15 protein-coding genes are annotated in these 14,357 nt (G+C 43.7%); 3 read left to right on the top strand and 12 right to left on the bottom strand.

Features of this window, described 5'->3' with window-relative positions; all coding sequences use genetic code 11:
* Positions 1-9 precede the first annotated feature (9 nt).
* The 9 genes from ACHUFM_RS06300 to mnmG all read right to left on the bottom strand — a co-directional run bounded on the left by ACHUFM_RS06300 (position 10) and on the right by mnmG (position 7,156).
* Positions 10-546, bottom strand: a complete 537-nt coding sequence (locus ACHUFM_RS06300) for a F0F1 ATP synthase subunit delta (RefSeq protein WP_063332341.1) — start codon at positions 544-546, stop codon at positions 10-12.
* Positions 547-557: 11 nt separating this feature from the next.
* A complete protein-coding gene (locus tag ACHUFM_RS06295) occupies positions 558-1,028 on the bottom strand; it encodes a F0F1 ATP synthase subunit B (RefSeq protein WP_013798012.1) in 471 nt (156 codons plus the stop codon).
* A gap of 57 nt (positions 1,029-1,085) precedes the next feature.
* Positions 1,086-1,343 carry a F0F1 ATP synthase subunit C gene (gene atpE / locus ACHUFM_RS06290; protein WP_012072127.1) on the bottom strand — a complete coding sequence of 86 codons (258 nt, stop codon included), beginning with the start codon at positions 1,341-1,343 and terminating at the stop codon, positions 1,086-1,088.
* Positions 1,344-1,410: 67 nt separating this feature from the next.
* Positions 1,411-2,259: a F0F1 ATP synthase subunit A gene (atpB, locus tag ACHUFM_RS06285; RefSeq protein WP_394180635.1), complete on the bottom strand. Its 849-nt coding sequence runs from the start codon at positions 2,257-2,259 to the stop codon at positions 1,411-1,413.
* 50 nt (positions 2,260-2,309) lie between these two features.
* On the bottom strand, positions 2,310-2,717 hold the full coding sequence (locus ACHUFM_RS06280; protein ID WP_394180634.1) for an ATP synthase subunit I: 408 nt from the start codon (positions 2,715-2,717) through the stop codon (positions 2,310-2,312).
* A 163-nt stretch (positions 2,718-2,880) separates the two neighbouring features.
* Positions 2,881-3,780, bottom strand: a complete 900-nt coding sequence (locus ACHUFM_RS06275; protein WP_394180632.1) for a ParB/RepB/Spo0J family partition protein — start codon at positions 3,778-3,780, stop codon at positions 2,881-2,883.
* A gap of 46 nt (positions 3,781-3,826) precedes the next feature.
* Positions 3,827-4,597 carry a ParA family protein gene (locus tag ACHUFM_RS06270; protein ID WP_394180630.1) on the bottom strand — a complete coding sequence of 257 codons (771 nt, stop codon included), beginning with the start codon at positions 4,595-4,597 and terminating at the stop codon, positions 3,827-3,829.
* Positions 4,598-4,600: 3 nt separating this feature from the next.
* Positions 4,601-5,227 (bottom strand): 16S rRNA (guanine(527)-N(7))-methyltransferase RsmG, encoded by a 627-nt coding sequence (gene rsmG / locus ACHUFM_RS06265; protein ID WP_394180628.1) that lies wholly within the window; start codon positions 5,225-5,227, stop codon positions 4,601-4,603.
* 39 nt (positions 5,228-5,266) lie between these two features.
* Positions 5,267-7,156, bottom strand: a complete 1,890-nt coding sequence (gene mnmG / locus ACHUFM_RS06260; protein WP_394180626.1) for a tRNA uridine-5-carboxymethylaminomethyl(34) synthesis enzyme MnmG — start codon at positions 7,154-7,156, stop codon at positions 5,267-5,269.
* A gap of 653 nt (positions 7,157-7,809) precedes the next feature.
* Between mnmG and acuR the strand changes: the two genes are divergently transcribed.
* The 3 genes from acuR (at position 7,810) to ACHUFM_RS06245 (ending at position 10,701) form a co-directional block, all read left to right on the top strand.
* Positions 7,810-8,448, top strand: coding sequence for an acrylate utilization transcriptional regulator AcuR (gene acuR / locus ACHUFM_RS06255; protein ID WP_394180625.1), 639 nt, complete (start codon positions 7,810-7,812; stop codon positions 8,446-8,448).
* Positions 8,449-8,525: 77 nt separating this feature from the next.
* Entirely contained in the window at positions 8,526-9,515 is a 990-nt protein-coding gene (acuI, locus tag ACHUFM_RS06250; protein WP_394180623.1) for an acrylyl-CoA reductase (NADPH), read from the top strand.
* Between the two features lie 31 nt (positions 9,516-9,546).
* Positions 9,547-10,701 (top strand): glycerate kinase family protein, encoded by a 1,155-nt coding sequence (locus tag ACHUFM_RS06245; protein WP_394180622.1) that lies wholly within the window; start codon positions 9,547-9,549, stop codon positions 10,699-10,701.
* A gap of 2 nt (positions 10,702-10,703) precedes the next feature.
* On the opposite strand, the gene mnmE is transcribed toward ACHUFM_RS06245, so the two are convergent.
* The 3 genes from mnmE to rnpA form a co-directional block, all read right to left on the bottom strand.
* Complete coding sequence (gene mnmE, locus ACHUFM_RS06240; protein WP_394180620.1) at positions 10,704-12,083, bottom strand: tRNA uridine-5-carboxymethylaminomethyl(34) synthesis GTPase MnmE; 1,380 nt, start codon at positions 12,081-12,083, stop codon at positions 10,704-10,706.
* A gap of 119 nt (positions 12,084-12,202) precedes the next feature.
* Positions 12,203-13,858 carry a membrane protein insertase YidC gene (gene yidC / locus ACHUFM_RS06235; protein ID WP_063332331.1) on the bottom strand — a complete coding sequence of 552 codons (1,656 nt, stop codon included), beginning with the start codon at positions 13,856-13,858 and terminating at the stop codon, positions 12,203-12,205.
* A 96-nt stretch (positions 13,859-13,954) separates the two neighbouring features.
* The gene (rnpA, locus tag ACHUFM_RS06230) at positions 13,955-14,353 is read right to left on the bottom strand and encodes a ribonuclease P protein component (RefSeq protein ID WP_394180617.1); all 399 of its coding nucleotides are present in this window, start codon (positions 14,351-14,353) and stop codon (positions 13,955-13,957) included.
* Between the last annotated feature and the right edge of the window lie 4 nt (positions 14,354-14,357).

The following is a 14,357-nucleotide window of genomic DNA, read 5'->3' as shown; positions in this document are numbered from 1 at the left end:
AACGGAACACTAGGAGTTTATCGCCTCGGACAGTTTCGCTAATTTACCGCGTACTGAACCGTCGATGATTAAGTCACCGGTACGGATAACCACGCCACCAATTAGGCTTACGTCTGTTTCACTGGTTAAGTTGACAGTACGGTCCAACTTTTTACTCAATGAATCCGCTAATGCTTGTGTTTGCTCTGCTGATAAATCGAAAGCAGTTGTAAATTCAACATTTACGGCTTTCTCATAATTCAGTTTAAACAGAACAAAAAGTTCTGAAATAGCAGGAAGAAGCGCTAAACGCTTATTCTCAGCAAGGGCCAGCAAAAATGCTTTTCCTTGTTCTGTTGCTACTTCCGCACAAACATCCGCTAGAGCGTTTGCCTTTTCTTCCGCACTAAAAGCGGGATTTTCAAGAGCTTGACGAAGCTTAGGTTCGGTTGTCACAGCAGCCAATATGCTTAGCATATCCGCCCACTGTGCAATCTGGCCTTGCTCTTTCGCTACTTCAAAAGCCGCTTTGGCATACGGTCGCGCGACTGTTTTTAATTCAGCCATTAGACCCTCGCTTAAAGCTCTTTGGCGAGCTGTTCAACGATCTCGCTATGTGCTTTTTCGTCAATGGTGGCTCCCAAAATTTTCTCGGCGCCGGCAAATGCTAGAGCAGAAACCTGAGCACGCAATGCTTCTTTAGCACGCAATGCATCTTGCTCTATTTCAGCTTGAGCCGCTTCACGCAGACGTTTACCGTCAGCGATCACTTGCTCTTTTGCCTCGTCGATCATTTGGTTCGCACGTTTGTTGGCTTGTTCAATAATCTCGGCCGCGTTCTCTTTGCTATCACGTAAAATCTTATCGGCTTGTTCTTGGGCCAATTCTAGATCACGTGAGGCACGATTCGCTGCTTCCAAACCGTCTGCAATTTTCTTGCTACGCTCTTCAAGCGCAGCAATCACTGGTGGCCACACAAATTTCATGCAGAACCAGACGAAAATGGCAAACGAGATAGCTTGGCCTACAAGTGTGAGATTTAAATTCACGCTAATACCCTCGCTTTTAGTCGTTTAAAATTTATTTCTGCAAAGTTTTGCAGAATATTAACCAGCGACCAAAGCAACAAAAGGATTCGCGAACGTGAAGAACAATGCAATACCTACACCGATCATAGTTACGGCATCTAGAAGACCCGCTACGATGAACATTTTAACTTGTAGCATTGGAACCATCTCAGGTTGACGCGCAGCGCCTTCCAAGAATTTTCCACCTAAGATACCGAAACCAATCGCAGTACCTAGGGCACCTAGACCGATCAGAAGGGCTACAGCAATCGCAGTAAGACCAACTACAGTTTCCATTTTAACTCCTACATTTTCACAGTTTTAGATTTAAGGTTTAAAAAATTATTACTTTAAGAACACACTTTTAGTGATCTTCGTGCGCCATACTCAGGTAGACGATAGTCAACATCATAAAGATGAAAGCTTGAAGCACGATGACCAAAATATGGAAGATTGCCCATGGAACAGAGAGTGCCCACTGTAGACCCCATGGTAATAGAGCAATCAGAATGAAGATCAATTCACCAGCATACAAGTTACCAAATAGTCGTAACGCTAGTGATACAGGCTTCGCAAGCAGACCAACACCTTCTAACAACAAGTTGAAAGGAATCATCCACTTACCGAATGGTTGCAAGGTTAATTCGCCAACAAAACCACTGATGCCTTTTACTTTGATACTGTAAAACACAATCAATATAAAAACAGACAACGACATACCTAGAGTGGCATTCAAGTCCGTTGTTGGTACGAATTTAAAATAGACATGATGCGGATCCGCACCAAATACATTCACTCCGATAAACTGAGCAACAGCCGGTAAGAAATCCACCGGTACTAAGTCCATCAAGTTCAACAAGAACACCCACACAAAGATGGTTAACGCCAAAGGCGCTATCACTTTACTCTTTCCGTGGAAGGTTTCTTTCACGCTGCCATCAACAAACTCAACCATTAGCTCTACAAAATTTTGTAAACCTGTTGGTGTATCGGTCGACGCCTTTTTCGCTGCGATACGGAACAACCATAAAAACAATAGACCCAAAGCGACCGAAACGGCCAATGTGTCCACATGGATGGCCCAAAATCCCATCTCAGCGGCTTCTTTCGCACTATGAGCAAATCCCCATGTCCCATCAGGGTGTTGACCAAAGGTCAAGTTCTGAAGGTGGTGCTTTATATAAGATGCAGCACTTGGACTTTCAATCCCCATACTAATACCCACACTCTCTCAATGATTAAAATTCTTTTATACCCATTATTTTATGCGTTTCGCAATAAAATAGGGCTGAGCCAGTGACTCAATATAGCGATCCCAAAACCTGCGAAAAAAGCCCCCGCAGATAAGGGTTTTATCAGTAGAAAAACCAGCGACAACAAACACACTGTCATAGCCAATTTACTCGCTTCTCCACGATAAAATGTTCTGACCATCTCTTTCGCCGGCTGCGTGCCTTTTTTACCAAACATCCGCCATGCCATAAACATGCTCGGGATAATACTGGACAGAGCCCCTAAAAGAAAAGAGTACCCATACAGACCACCAGCAATCAAAAAAATTCCCAGCGCAGTAAAAATAGAAAGAAATAGTTGTAACAGCAAGAAACGTAATACCGCTTTCTTTTTTGCGCTAAGAATTTCACTTGCGCGACGCGGTTTTTGATTCCCCATTTCTAAACTCTCTATAGCGCACTACAAAAGTGCAACCAATGTGGCGATTTATAAAATTCGAGGCATTATAGGGGTAATAGCGACGGGGTTCAACTTAAAGTGATCGGCTAAATCACTTTAAAAGGCTCTGATATTAGCTACAAAAATACACATTTCTAATAAATCATCCTTTTTGCTCTAATAACTCGCTAATCAAGAGCTCCAAGTGTTCAGGGTTTCGATATTCGATGACTAATTTGCCCTTTCCTTTCGAACTTGGTTGAATTTTCACAGCCGCGTTAATTTTTTGACTAATGCGTTCAGCTTCTGCACTCAAATCAGGCAAAGCAGGCTTAGTGTCAGTCGAATGATCATTATTAACCTGATAGTTTTTCGCCAATCTTTCCGTTTCTCGAACCGACAAAGATTTGGTTACCACCTGTGACGCGGCTTGTATCTGCTTATCATGCTCTAATGGTAACAAAGCACGAGCATGTCCCATTTCAATGTCGCCATGCTCCAACAAACGTCTGACTTCTGGGGTCAAACCAAGCAAACGTAATAGATTGGCAACCGCGGAACGAGACTTACCGACAGTATCAGCCACTTCTTGTTGAGTTAAATGAAAGTCTTCAACCAAACGTTGGAGAGCTAGCGCTTCTTCTACTGGGTTTAAATCTTCTCGTTGAATGTTTTCAATCAACGCCAACACTACCGCATCGGCATCTTCCACATGACGTACGATGACAGGTACTTGTTCTAAACCAGCTAATTTTGCAGCACGCCAACGACGTTCACCAGCAATTATTTCATATTGATCTGGGCCGCTGCCACTAATAGGACGAACCACAATAGGCTGCATAATGCCTTGCGTGCGAATCGACGCTGCAAGATCTTCCAATTGTGCAGTATTCATGTCACGACGAGGTTGAAATTTCCCTTTGGATAGCCAATCAACAGGTAAATAAGTCAGCCCTTTAATTTGCTCATCTGCCGAGTCATTATCTATATCTTTGGTCACACTCGTCTGAGGTGCCAATAACGCATCTAAACCTCGACCTAGGCCTCTTTTTTTCATCGTCATTTCATTAACCTTAATTGCAATTAAAGCAGGTTTGATTTCAACCTAATTACGCCGCTGCTCGTTTACGAATAAATTCACCAGCGAGTGCCAAATACGCGATAGCACCACGAGACTGCTTTTCATAATGCAGTACAGGCAAACCATAGCTTGGTGACTCAGCCAATCGAATGTTTCTAGGAATCACAGTGTCATATACTTTATTGCCAAAGTATTTATGCAACTGTACCGACACATCGTGAGTCAAACTAGGACGAGGATCATACATGGTTCGTAAGATACCTTCGACCTCTAAAGAAGGGTTTAATGCTTGGGTAATGCGCTCGATGGTTTGTAACAATGCGGTTAGACCTTCCAGTGCATAGTATTCACATTGTACTGGAATCAATACCCCTTGCGATGCCGCCAAGGCATTAACCGTCAACATATTCAGGGCTGGCGGACAATCTAACAAAATGTAGTCGAAATCATTATCCACTTCATAAAGTCCAGCTCGCAAGCGAGTTTCCTTACTGGGCAAATCCAACAGAGCCACTTCTGCCCCAGTCAAATCGCCATTAGCAGGCAACACCCAGTAATCACCAGGAGAGCATTTTTTCATGACGTCTTTCACACCATGAGAGCCCACCAGCACATCATAGACACTGGTGTCTAATTCTTCTTTGCTGAGACCGCTGCCTGTTGTCGCGTTTCCTTGTGGGTCCAAATCAATAAGTAATACTCGACGCTTCATAGCCGTCAGCGAGGCTGCCAAGTTGACACACGTTGTCGTCTTGCCTACGCCACCTTTTTGATTTGTCACTGCGATGATTCTAGCCATGCTTTATCCTTTACGCGCCATTACAACCATGTGGCGCTCTGCCTGAACACTTGGCACAGAAAGAGGATCTATCGAAAGTACTTCTACCTCTTTCGGCAGTGCCGCTATTTCCTCATGAGGGTAAACACCCTTCATAGCTAAAAAGTTACCCGATTGTTTAGGAAGTGGCAAAGTCCAATTAATCATGTCTTGCAACGAGGCAAAGGCTCTCGAAATAACATGATCGTACTCACCTTGATGCGGATGTTTTTCAACTCGCTCATTGGCTACCGTGACGTTCGCCATGCCCAATTCCATTTTCACTTGAGTCAAAAAACGGGTTTTTTTGCCATTACTGTCCAACAAAGTGAACGCTTTATCAGGATAACATATAGCAAGCACCATACCAGGTAAACCAGGTCCGGTGCCCACATCGATGATTTTTTCACCTAAGATGTAAGGCAAGGTCGCCAAACTGTCGAGTAAATGCAATGAAATCATTTGCTCGACATCACGAATAGCGGTCAAATTATAGGCTTTATTCCATTTTTCCAACATCGCAAGATAACTTACAAGGCGTTGAATGGTGTCATCGGATAAAGCAGCGCCCATTTGTTGGGCGCCTGTTTGGATGGTATCAAAGTGCGTCACAATCGATCCGTTTAAATTGGCAAGTTTCGACTGCTGATTTTAGGCACTTTTCTTAGCAATGGCACGCTTTTTCAAATGAATTAGCAATAAGGACACCGCAGCAGGCGTCACACCTTGAATTCTGGACGCCGCAGCAAGACTTTCCGGACGCGCTTCGCTCAATTTTTGTTTGATCTCATTCGATAAACTTTCCATTTGGCTGTAATCCAAATCCGCAGGTAACGGCGTATTTTCTTGGCGACGTAAGCGCTCAATGTCTTCTGCCTGACGAGCGATGTAGCCCGCGTATTTCACGGTAATTTGAACTTGCTCTGAAACTTGTTCATCAACACTCTGCTCAGGACTGTTTTTTAGATTCGCAATGTCCTGATAAACAATGCCTGGACGTTTCAACAAATCCAATAAGCTGTATTCACGGCTGATTGGCGTTTCCAATTTAGGATTAATGGCCTCAGCTTCCGCTGAATTCGGCACAATCCAGCTGGATTTTAAGCGTTGTGTTTCTTGCTCAATGGCTTCACGTTTTTGACAGAAAGCCGCCCAACGAGCATCAGACACTAAGCCGATTTCCCGTCCTTTCTCAGTTAAACGCATGTCCGCATTGTCTTCACGTAGAATCAGGCGATATTCAGCACGACTGGTAAACATGCGATACGGTTCTTTGGTGCCCATGGTAATTAAATCGTCAACCAAAACTCCGAGGTAAGCTTCGTCTCGTCGAGGTGTCCAAGGGGCTTTTTCTTGTGCCAATAAAGCGGCATTTGCACCCGCTAATAAGCCCTGCGCGCCCGCTTCTTCATAGCCTGTCGTACCATTAATTTGACCGGCAAAGAACAGGCCTGGCATGTGTTTGGTTTCAAGCGAGTATTTTAAGCCTTGTGGATTAAAATAATCGTACTCAATGGCATAACCTGGTCGCGTTATATGCGCATTCTCCATGCCTTTCATTGAACGAACTAGCTCAATTTGTACATCGAATGGCAATGAAGTCGAAATACCATTTGGATACAATTCATGCGTCGTTAGTCCTTCCGGTTCAATGAAAATTTGATGGGAATTCTTGTCTGCAAAACGCACAATTTTATCTTCAATCGACGGGCAATAACGAGGACCAACCCCTTCAATCACCCCCGTATACATAGGAGAACGATCCATGCCGCTGCGAATAATATCGTGGGTACGCTCATTGGTATGCGTGATGAAGCATTCAATTTGACGAGGGTGTAGATCTCGACTTCCCATGTAGGACATCACCGGCGTGATGTCATCGCCAGGTTGTGGCTGCATTTGAGAAAAATCAACTGATCGCGCATCAATTCTAGGTGGTGTTCCGGTTTTTAGTCGATCCACTTGAAAAGGTAAAGCTCGCAGTTTTTCCGCCAAGCCAATGGAAGGAGGATCCCCTGCTCGACCACCAGCATGATTTTGTAAACCAATATGGATCACGCCACCAAGAAATGTCCCTGCGGTTAGCACAACCGTTTTACTGTTAAAACGAATACCGGTTTGAGTAACAACACCACGAGCTGCACCGTCTTCAACGATCAAGTCTTCAACAGATTGTTGAAATAACCAAAGATTCTCTTGGTTCTCGAGTTGGTGACGTATTGCGGCTTTGTACAAGATACGATCGGCTTGAGCGCGAGTAGCGCGTACAGCCGGACCTTTGCGGGAATTCAAGGTACGAAATTGAATACCCGCTTGATCTGTTGCCAATGCCATAGCACCGTCTAAAGCATCAATTTCTTTCACTAAGTGGGACTTCCCAATACCACCTATGGCTGGGTTACAGGACATCTGTCCTAAAGTTTCAATGTTGTGCGATAGCAGAAGGGTTTTTACCCCCATACGAGCAGCAGCCAAAGCGGCTTCAGTGCCGGCATGTCCGCCACCCACCACAATCACATCAAAGCGGCTTGGGAAATCCACGGGAACCTCGATATTACTAGTAAGTAGAATAAATGAATAAAAAACGATCAACTTCGGATAAGGGCGCCTAGTATAAAGGCTAATTTTGAAAAAGAAAGGGATGAACGTCCGCTTTATCCGGTCATCAATATTATTAAATAAAGAAGTATATATAGTGTTTTTTATTAATGTTATGTCTATATAGCAAGCAAAAATCTGTTAACAAACATTAAAAAACCTTTATTTTCATTAAGTTATGAACATAACAAGATGTGATAAAAGGGCTCTTATTCCTGTTATGTGGATAATCTATTCTTGTGTATAAATAGGCGAGTTATACAGAAAGGATTTTAGAGTTCTTTTTTATTAAAAACTGTGCAAAACTTTTTTTCAACCTATCACCAAAGTTATCAACAGTCATTTCAAAGCAATTTTGTTTTCATAACATTATGTTTATTAAGTAAAAAATATAATTTAACGTGGTTTTTTTTGAAAAAATATAAGAAAACAATCCACAGAAAGAAAGTGAAAATAAACTCAGAATTTTTATTTGAACGCGTTATTACTGTTGATAAATACAGTGTATTCATCTAATCGTTATAACGCTTTATACACATTTGAATTTAGTAGACGACTAGTCTATTTTAATAACATTGAATGGATAGGTTGGTGTCATGGTTGAACTGAAAACGAGGCGACCTCGTGGTCGACCCAAGAGCGAAGCATCCGTATCAGAAGATACTAAATTAGCGCTACTTCGGGCTGGCATGGCCATGCTGACGGAGAAAGGCTTTACGGTTAGCAGCATTGAGCCGATTCTGAAATCCGTAGGGGTGCCAAAAGGGTCTTTTTATCATTATTTTTCCAATAAAGAAGCGTTTGGTTTAGCTGTATTGAAGGCTTATCAACAATATTTTGAGAGTAAGCTTGATCACTTTCTGTTGAATGAAGAAATCCCCTACCAGCAACGGCTAGTAGAGTTTTCAAAAGATGCTTGTGAAGGCATGGTTCGGCACGACTTTAAACGCGGTTGTTTAGTGGGCAACCTTGAACAAGAGTCTGTGCTCTTGTCTGAAGTTTTCAATCAACAAATTCAAGCGTGTTATCAGAGCTGGCAAGACAAACTAGCGCAGTATTTATTGGCAGGACAAGCGGAAGGAGCATTCTCTTTTACAAACGATACCAATCAAATGGCACAAATTTTTTGGTTAGGTTGGGAAGGCGCAGTGCATCGAGCAAGATTATTAAAGTCATGTCAGCCATTGGAAAGCTACATGGCTTTTTATTTAGCAAATATCTTGAAGCCAGAGTAACTGGCGAGTAAACCAGATGGACATCATCTGGTTTTTTTAACTATTTAAATAGACGATCGGTCTAAAAGGAGTGATACATGTTTCAAAGTCTTTTTATCGAGCAAACTGAATCAGGTCAGCAGCAATGTACATTAACCAATTTAAGCGAAGATCAACTGCCTAATGGCGATGTGTTAGTGGATGTGCTTTACAGTACATTGAATTATAAAGACGCTTTGGCCATTACTGGAAAAGGTCGCATTGCTCGAAGCTACCCAATGGTACCCGGTATTGACCTAGTCGGACGTGTTATCGATTCTGAAAGTGATGGTTTTCAATCTGGAGAGTTGGTGTTACTGAATGGCTTTGGAGTGGGTGAAGCACACTGGGGAGGCTTATCTCAAAAAGCCCGTCTAAGGAGTGAATGGCTAATTCCATTACCTAAAAATATGACGCCTCAACAAGCTATGATGGTAGGAACCGCAGGTTATACTGCTATGTTGTCTGTCCTTGCGTTACAAAAACAGGGCGTATTGCCTGAATTCGGTGATATTTTAGTGACAGGGGCTAACGGTGGCGTGGGAAGCTTTGCAATTCGTTTATTAAGTCGCCTTGGTTACCGAGTGGTGGCTTCTACTGGACGAATGAGTCAAGAAACCTATTTAAAATCGTTAGGCGCAGCGGACATTATTGATCGAGCCAGTTTGTCAGAGAGCGGCAAACCTTTACAAAAAGAACGTTGGGCAGGTGTGGTGGACTGTGTTGGTAGTCATACTTTAGCGAATGCTTGTGCTTCTACCCAATATGGTGGTGTTGTGACCGCCTGCGGTTTGGCTCAAGGTATGGACTTTCCAGCGTCAGTCGCGCCTTTTATTCTTCGTGGTGTGCGTTTGATAGGCATCGACAGTGTCATGCGCCCTATTGCGGATCGTTTAGAAGCTTGGCAAGGTTTGAGTGAATTATTAGAAGACAGTGATTACCAAGAGATTTGCGAAGACATTCCGTTAGACCAAGCCATCGAAACGGCCTATAAATTGCTTGATGGAAAAGTACGTGGTCGCGTGTTGGTGAATCTGACCGAAGACTGATGAGTCATCTTGCTAATTAATAAGGATACCTATGAAAGTCATAATTGCACCGGATTCCTTCAAAGAAAGTCTCACGGCAATGCAGGTTGCCACTGCCATTGAAATGGGTTTTCGACAAACTTTCCCCCATGCTGAATACATCAAATTACCTATGGCGGATGGCGGTGAAGGAACCGTGCAATCTATGGTGGATGCGACACAAGGAGAAATGGTTTTTCTCGAAGTGACGGGACCTCTAGGCAAAAAAATCGAAGCACATTATGGCATTTTAGGAAGGTCTGATGAGCAATCAGTGGCAACGGCTGTAATTGAAATGGCGTCTGCGTCTGGATTGCATTTGGTGCCTCGATCTCAACGAGATCCTTACATCACCACAAGCTATGGTACTGGTGAACTGATCAAAGATGCTTTAGACCGTGGTATCAAGCACATTATTCTAGGCTTGGGCGGCAGTGCAACTAACGATGCAGGTTTAGGCATGGCACAAGCCTTGGGTATGCATTTTTTGGATGCTGCAGGTAAACCTTTAGGAGCTGGTGGTTTGGCCTTGATGGATCTTGAGACAGTGGATGTCAGCCAAAGTCACCCTAAATTGGTGCACTGTCAGATTGAAGTGGCTTGTGATGTGAGCAATCCTTTGTGTGGTGAAAATGGCGCATCAGCGATTTTTGGGCCACAAAAAGGCGCTAGCCAAGACATGATTAATAAATTGGATACTGCCCTCGGTCATTTTGCAGATGTGATGGTCAAATCCGGTTTTGCTGATCAACGTACTGTTGCTGGTGTTGGGGCGGCTGGCGGTATGGGTTTTGCTATGAAAACTTTGTTGAACGCGGAATTAAAACCAGGCATCGACATCGTCATGGATTGCGTTGGGTTTGCTGACAAAATAAAAGACGCGGATTTAGTGATTACCGGTGAAGGTCGCATTGATGGACAAACGGTGTTTGGTAAGACGCCTATGGGAGTGTTACTGCAAGCCAAAGCCGCAGATGTGCCGGTGATAGGTATCGCGGGTTGCTTTGGGGAAGATGCCGAGGCGATATTGGCTCACGGAATGACAGCCATTTTTCCGATTATTCCCGGCTTAGCAGAGTTGGATCAAGTGTTGGCAGACGCCGAACAGAATGTCACCGCCACAGCGCGTAATGTGGCGGCTTGTCTGCAATTAGGGAAGGCATTCTAGTACTATTTACCGATACAGAAAGAGCCAAAAATGCGTCCTAGCAAATCATCACTGGTGAACGCGCCAGTGATTTCGCTTAACGCTTGTTGGGCTTCTTTTAAGTCTTCGGCCAATAACTCCCCTGCACCATAACCGTGTAACTGTTCATGACCTGCTTCAAGGAAACGGTTGGCTTTATTTAAGGCTTCTAAGTGACGACGACGAGCAATAAAACCACCTTCGGTTGTACTGTCAAAGCCCATCACAGTTTTTAAATGATCTGTAAGGTGTTGAATCCCATCGCCCGTCTTGGCCGATAAGGAGATCACAGGCACACCTTGGTGCTCTTCTAAACCAATTTGCTCTGTCGTCAAATCCACTTTATTACGAATCACAGTAATGGCATTTTGGTTACCCAATTTGGCCATAAATTCTGGCCAAATTTCATTCGGGTCTTTGCTGTCGATGGATTGACTGTCTACCATCATCAAAATACGGTCGGCTTTTTGGATTTCATCCCATGCACGTTGAATACCGATACGCTCCACTTCATCTGGACTATCACGCAACCCCGCCGTATCAATAATGTGCAATGGCATGCCATCAAGGTGAATGTGTTCACGTAGCACATCACGCGTAGTCCCTTCAATATTGGTGACGATGGCGGATTCTTTACCAGATAACGCATTGAGTAAACTGGATTTACCTGCATTGGGTCGACCTGCAATGACCACATTCATACCTTCGCGAATTAAAGCGCCTTGGTTGGCTTCTTTTAGGACATCATCAAGTTTTGTTCGGATGCCTTTTAATTCACTGGCGACTTTGCCATCACCGATAAAATCAATTTCTTCTTCGGGAAAATCAATGGCCGCTTCCACGTAAATTCGCAAATGAATTAAGGCTTCAACTAATTCATCAACACGCTTAGAAAACGCACCTTGTAAGGAGCGTAACGCGCATTTTGCCGCTTGCTCAGAGGTACTGTCGATCAAATCGGCAATGGCTTCCGCTTGGGTTAAATCCATTTTATCGTTCATGAAAGCACGTTCTGAGAACTCTCCTGGACGCGCCAAACGAGCACCAAGATGCAAACAGTGACTAAGTAACATGTCCATAATGACTGGGCCGCCATGACCTTGTAGTTCAAATACATCTTCTCCTGTAAAGGAGTTTGGCCCTGGAAAGTAAATAGCTAAGCCCATGTCCAGTTGCTCGCCGTCAGCTTGTTTAAAAGGTACATAATGGGCATAACGTGGTTTTGGCTCAAAGCCTATGATGCGTTTGGCAATGGCAAGGCTGTTAGGGCCAGATAAACGAATGATGCCAACACCTCCTCGGCCAGGCGCGGTAGCTTGAGCGGCAATCGTGTCTTGGTCAGTGGTGTAATGAAAATCCGTCATAGTTAGGCTCTGTTATTTGTCAAAATTGGCTGAATGTTTATGCAAAAGAAATATAGCAAGTGAAACGTAAAAAGGCTTCCGTGTAGGAAGCCTTTTTATGTTTTTCAACAGGTCTTGTCCTAGTTTTCTTTCTCAATCCGTTTGGTAATCACGTACTGTTGAAGAATTGACAAGGTGTTGTTGGTAACCCAATACAATACAAGACCTGCAGGGAACCATAGGAAGAAGATCGAGAATGCCACTGGCATGATCTTCATAATACGCGCCTGCATTGGGTCTGGTGGCGTTGGATTCAATGATTGCTGAACAAACATACTGATGCCCATTAAGATTGGCAGGATGAAGTATGGGTCCATAACAGACAAGTCGTTAATCCAAAGAATGAATGGTGCTTGACGCAATTCAACTGATTCCATCAATACCCAGTATAAGGCCAAGAAAACCGGCATTTGTACTAGAATGGGCAAGCAGCCACCGAGAGGGTTAATCTTCTCTTTTTTGTACAATTCCATCATGGCTTGCGACATTTTCTGACGATCATCGCCATATTTGTCTTTCAATTTGGCAATTTCAGGACCAAATTTACGCATTTTTGCCATGGAACGGTAACTGGTCGCAGACAGCTTGAAGAAGATGGCTTTTACGACAACAACCACTAGGATAATGGCCACACCCCAGTTGATCACAAAAGATTGGATCAAGGTCAGTAGCCAAAACAACGGTTTTGCAAGCCACCATAACCAACCGTAATCAACGGTTAAGTCTAGGTTTTCTGCGGTTGCTTCAAGTTGACCCTGTAATTTAGGACCAACATAGAAAGTCGAACTCATTGTGCCTTGTTTGCCCGCTGGAATTTCCACTGCTGAGCCCGTAAAACCAATGATGTTATAACCATTGTTAGTACGTGCTTGTAGTGTGACTTTTTGACCCTGTTCAGGTACCCAAGCCGACACAAAATAATGCTGCAGTACGGCAACCCAACCCTGTGTGGTGGTGACTTTTACAGGCTCTTCTTCCATGTCAGAGAAAGAAATTTTGTTGTACTTAGTTTCTTCGTCAGAAATCGCACCACCAAGGTATGGCTGAAGACCCATACTCGTCGCTTTACTTGGGTCCGGAGAGTTATCACGCTTAATCTGGGCAAACAAATTACCGCGCCAAGTGTTCGCTGACGTGTTATCGACAGTAATAAGCTGACGAATACGGTAAGTCCCCTTCATGAAGCGGAAGGTTTTTGTGTATTTAACACCGTTTGCATCGGTGTAATACAGGTTTACATCCAGAGAATCTTTTCCGTCAGCTAATTGATAGGCGGTTTGTTCTGACTGGTATACTGGACGGCCTTCTGTCGAGGCATCAGGACCATTTCGTCCGATTAAACCACTTTGTGTGACATAGGTTCTGTCTGAACCATCTTCCAGGATAACAAACGGATCAGGTTGCCCTAATTCTTTTTTGTATTCCAATAAAGCGGCTTCCACTAAGTCACCGCCAACTGGGTTGATGGCCACACGTAATGTATCTGTGGTGACTTCAATCAACTTTCCTGGGGCGATGCTGCTGACGCTTTGAGGAATTTCGCTGCTGGCTTGCGCATCGTTTTGAGTTGCTAGAGGCAAATCATCATTTAATTGAGGGTTTGTCTCATTTTGAGATTGGGTGCTTTGAGCCACACTTTGGGTCGTTTGTTGACCGTAATCTTGGTTCCACTGTAAAAACAGTAGGTAGCCACTGATAAAAAGCGCGCCCCATAAAAAGTAACGTCTGAAATCCATGGTATTCAACTAATTTGTTTGGTTAGACAAAGTAGGTTCAGTGAACCTTTAGAAAAATCACGCGCTATTAAACCAGCCTTTGGCAGTTTTTTCAGCCTATTTCTGCTTAGAATGCGAGCGTTTTTTCATTTGGGAAGGGTTTTTTGCTTTTTTGGCCAATTGTGACCAAGCCTTATCCAGTCTTGGTCTTAACGATTTATTGTCAATGTCTTTAATGCCATTGCGTGCTAAGAAGACAATGTCTAGTCCTGTCGTCGTCAATTTGTGATGACGAAAAGACTCGCGTACCAAGCGTTTGATACGGTTTCGACCTACGGCGGTTTTATCGGTTTTTTTAGACACAATGAGACCTAACCGAGTTTGGTCATCGTTACGTTTATATGCCAATAAAAGGAATTCGCCAGCAAAGACTTTTGCAGAAGTGTCGTTAAAAACGGATTGATAATCCCCGGCATTCAGTAGCCTGACTTGCCGGGGAAAACAATAATCGGTCATCAGC

Origin of the sequence: Marinomonas posidonica, from assembly GCF_043643765.1 — a bacterium.
Classification (GTDB): Bacteria; Pseudomonadota; Gammaproteobacteria; order Pseudomonadales; family Marinomonadaceae; genus Marinomonas; species Marinomonas posidonica_A.
This window is presented reverse-complemented; position numbering and strand designations above follow the sequence as displayed.

What these genes read in the sequence shown, in the direction of transcription:
- ACHUFM_RS06300 (WP_063332341.1), bottom strand. Translation starts at nt 546, where the DNA reads ATGGCTGAATTAAAAACAGTCGCGCGACCGTATGCCAAAGCGGCTTTT.
- atpE (WP_012072127.1), bottom strand. Translation starts at nt 1,343, where the DNA reads ATGGAAACTGTAGTTGGTCTTACTGCGATTGCTGTAGCCCTTCTGATC.
- atpB (WP_394180635.1), bottom strand. Translation starts at nt 2,259, where the DNA reads ATGGGGATTGAAAGTCCAAGTGCTGCATCTTATATAAAGCACCACCTT.
- ACHUFM_RS06280 (WP_394180634.1), bottom strand. Translation starts at nt 2,717, where the DNA reads ATGGGGAATCAAAAACCGCGTCGCGCAAGTGAAATTCTTAGCGCAAAA.
- ACHUFM_RS06275 (WP_394180632.1), bottom strand. Translation starts at nt 3,780, where the DNA reads ATGACGATGAAAAAAAGAGGCCTAGGTCGAGGTTTAGATGCGTTATTG.
- ACHUFM_RS06270 (WP_394180630.1), bottom strand. Translation starts at nt 4,597, where the DNA reads ATGGCTAGAATCATCGCAGTGACAAATCAAAAAGGTGGCGTAGGCAAG.
- acuR (WP_394180625.1), top strand. Translation starts at nt 7,810, where the DNA reads ATGGTTGAACTGAAAACGAGGCGACCTCGTGGTCGACCCAAGAGCGAA.
- acuI (WP_394180623.1), top strand. Translation starts at nt 8,526, where the DNA reads ATGTTTCAAAGTCTTTTTATCGAGCAAACTGAATCAGGTCAGCAGCAA.
- ACHUFM_RS06245 (WP_394180622.1), top strand. Translation starts at nt 9,547, where the DNA reads ATGAAAGTCATAATTGCACCGGATTCCTTCAAAGAAAGTCTCACGGCA.
- mnmE (WP_394180620.1), bottom strand. Translation starts at nt 12,083, where the DNA reads ATGACGGATTTTCATTACACCACTGACCAAGACACGATTGCCGCTCAA.
- yidC (WP_063332331.1), bottom strand. Translation starts at nt 13,858, where the DNA reads ATGGATTTCAGACGTTACTTTTTATGGGGCGCGCTTTTTATCAGTGGC.
- rnpA (WP_394180617.1), bottom strand. Translation starts at nt 14,353, where the DNA reads ATGACCGATTATTGTTTTCCCCGGCAAGTCAGGCTACTGAATGCCGGG.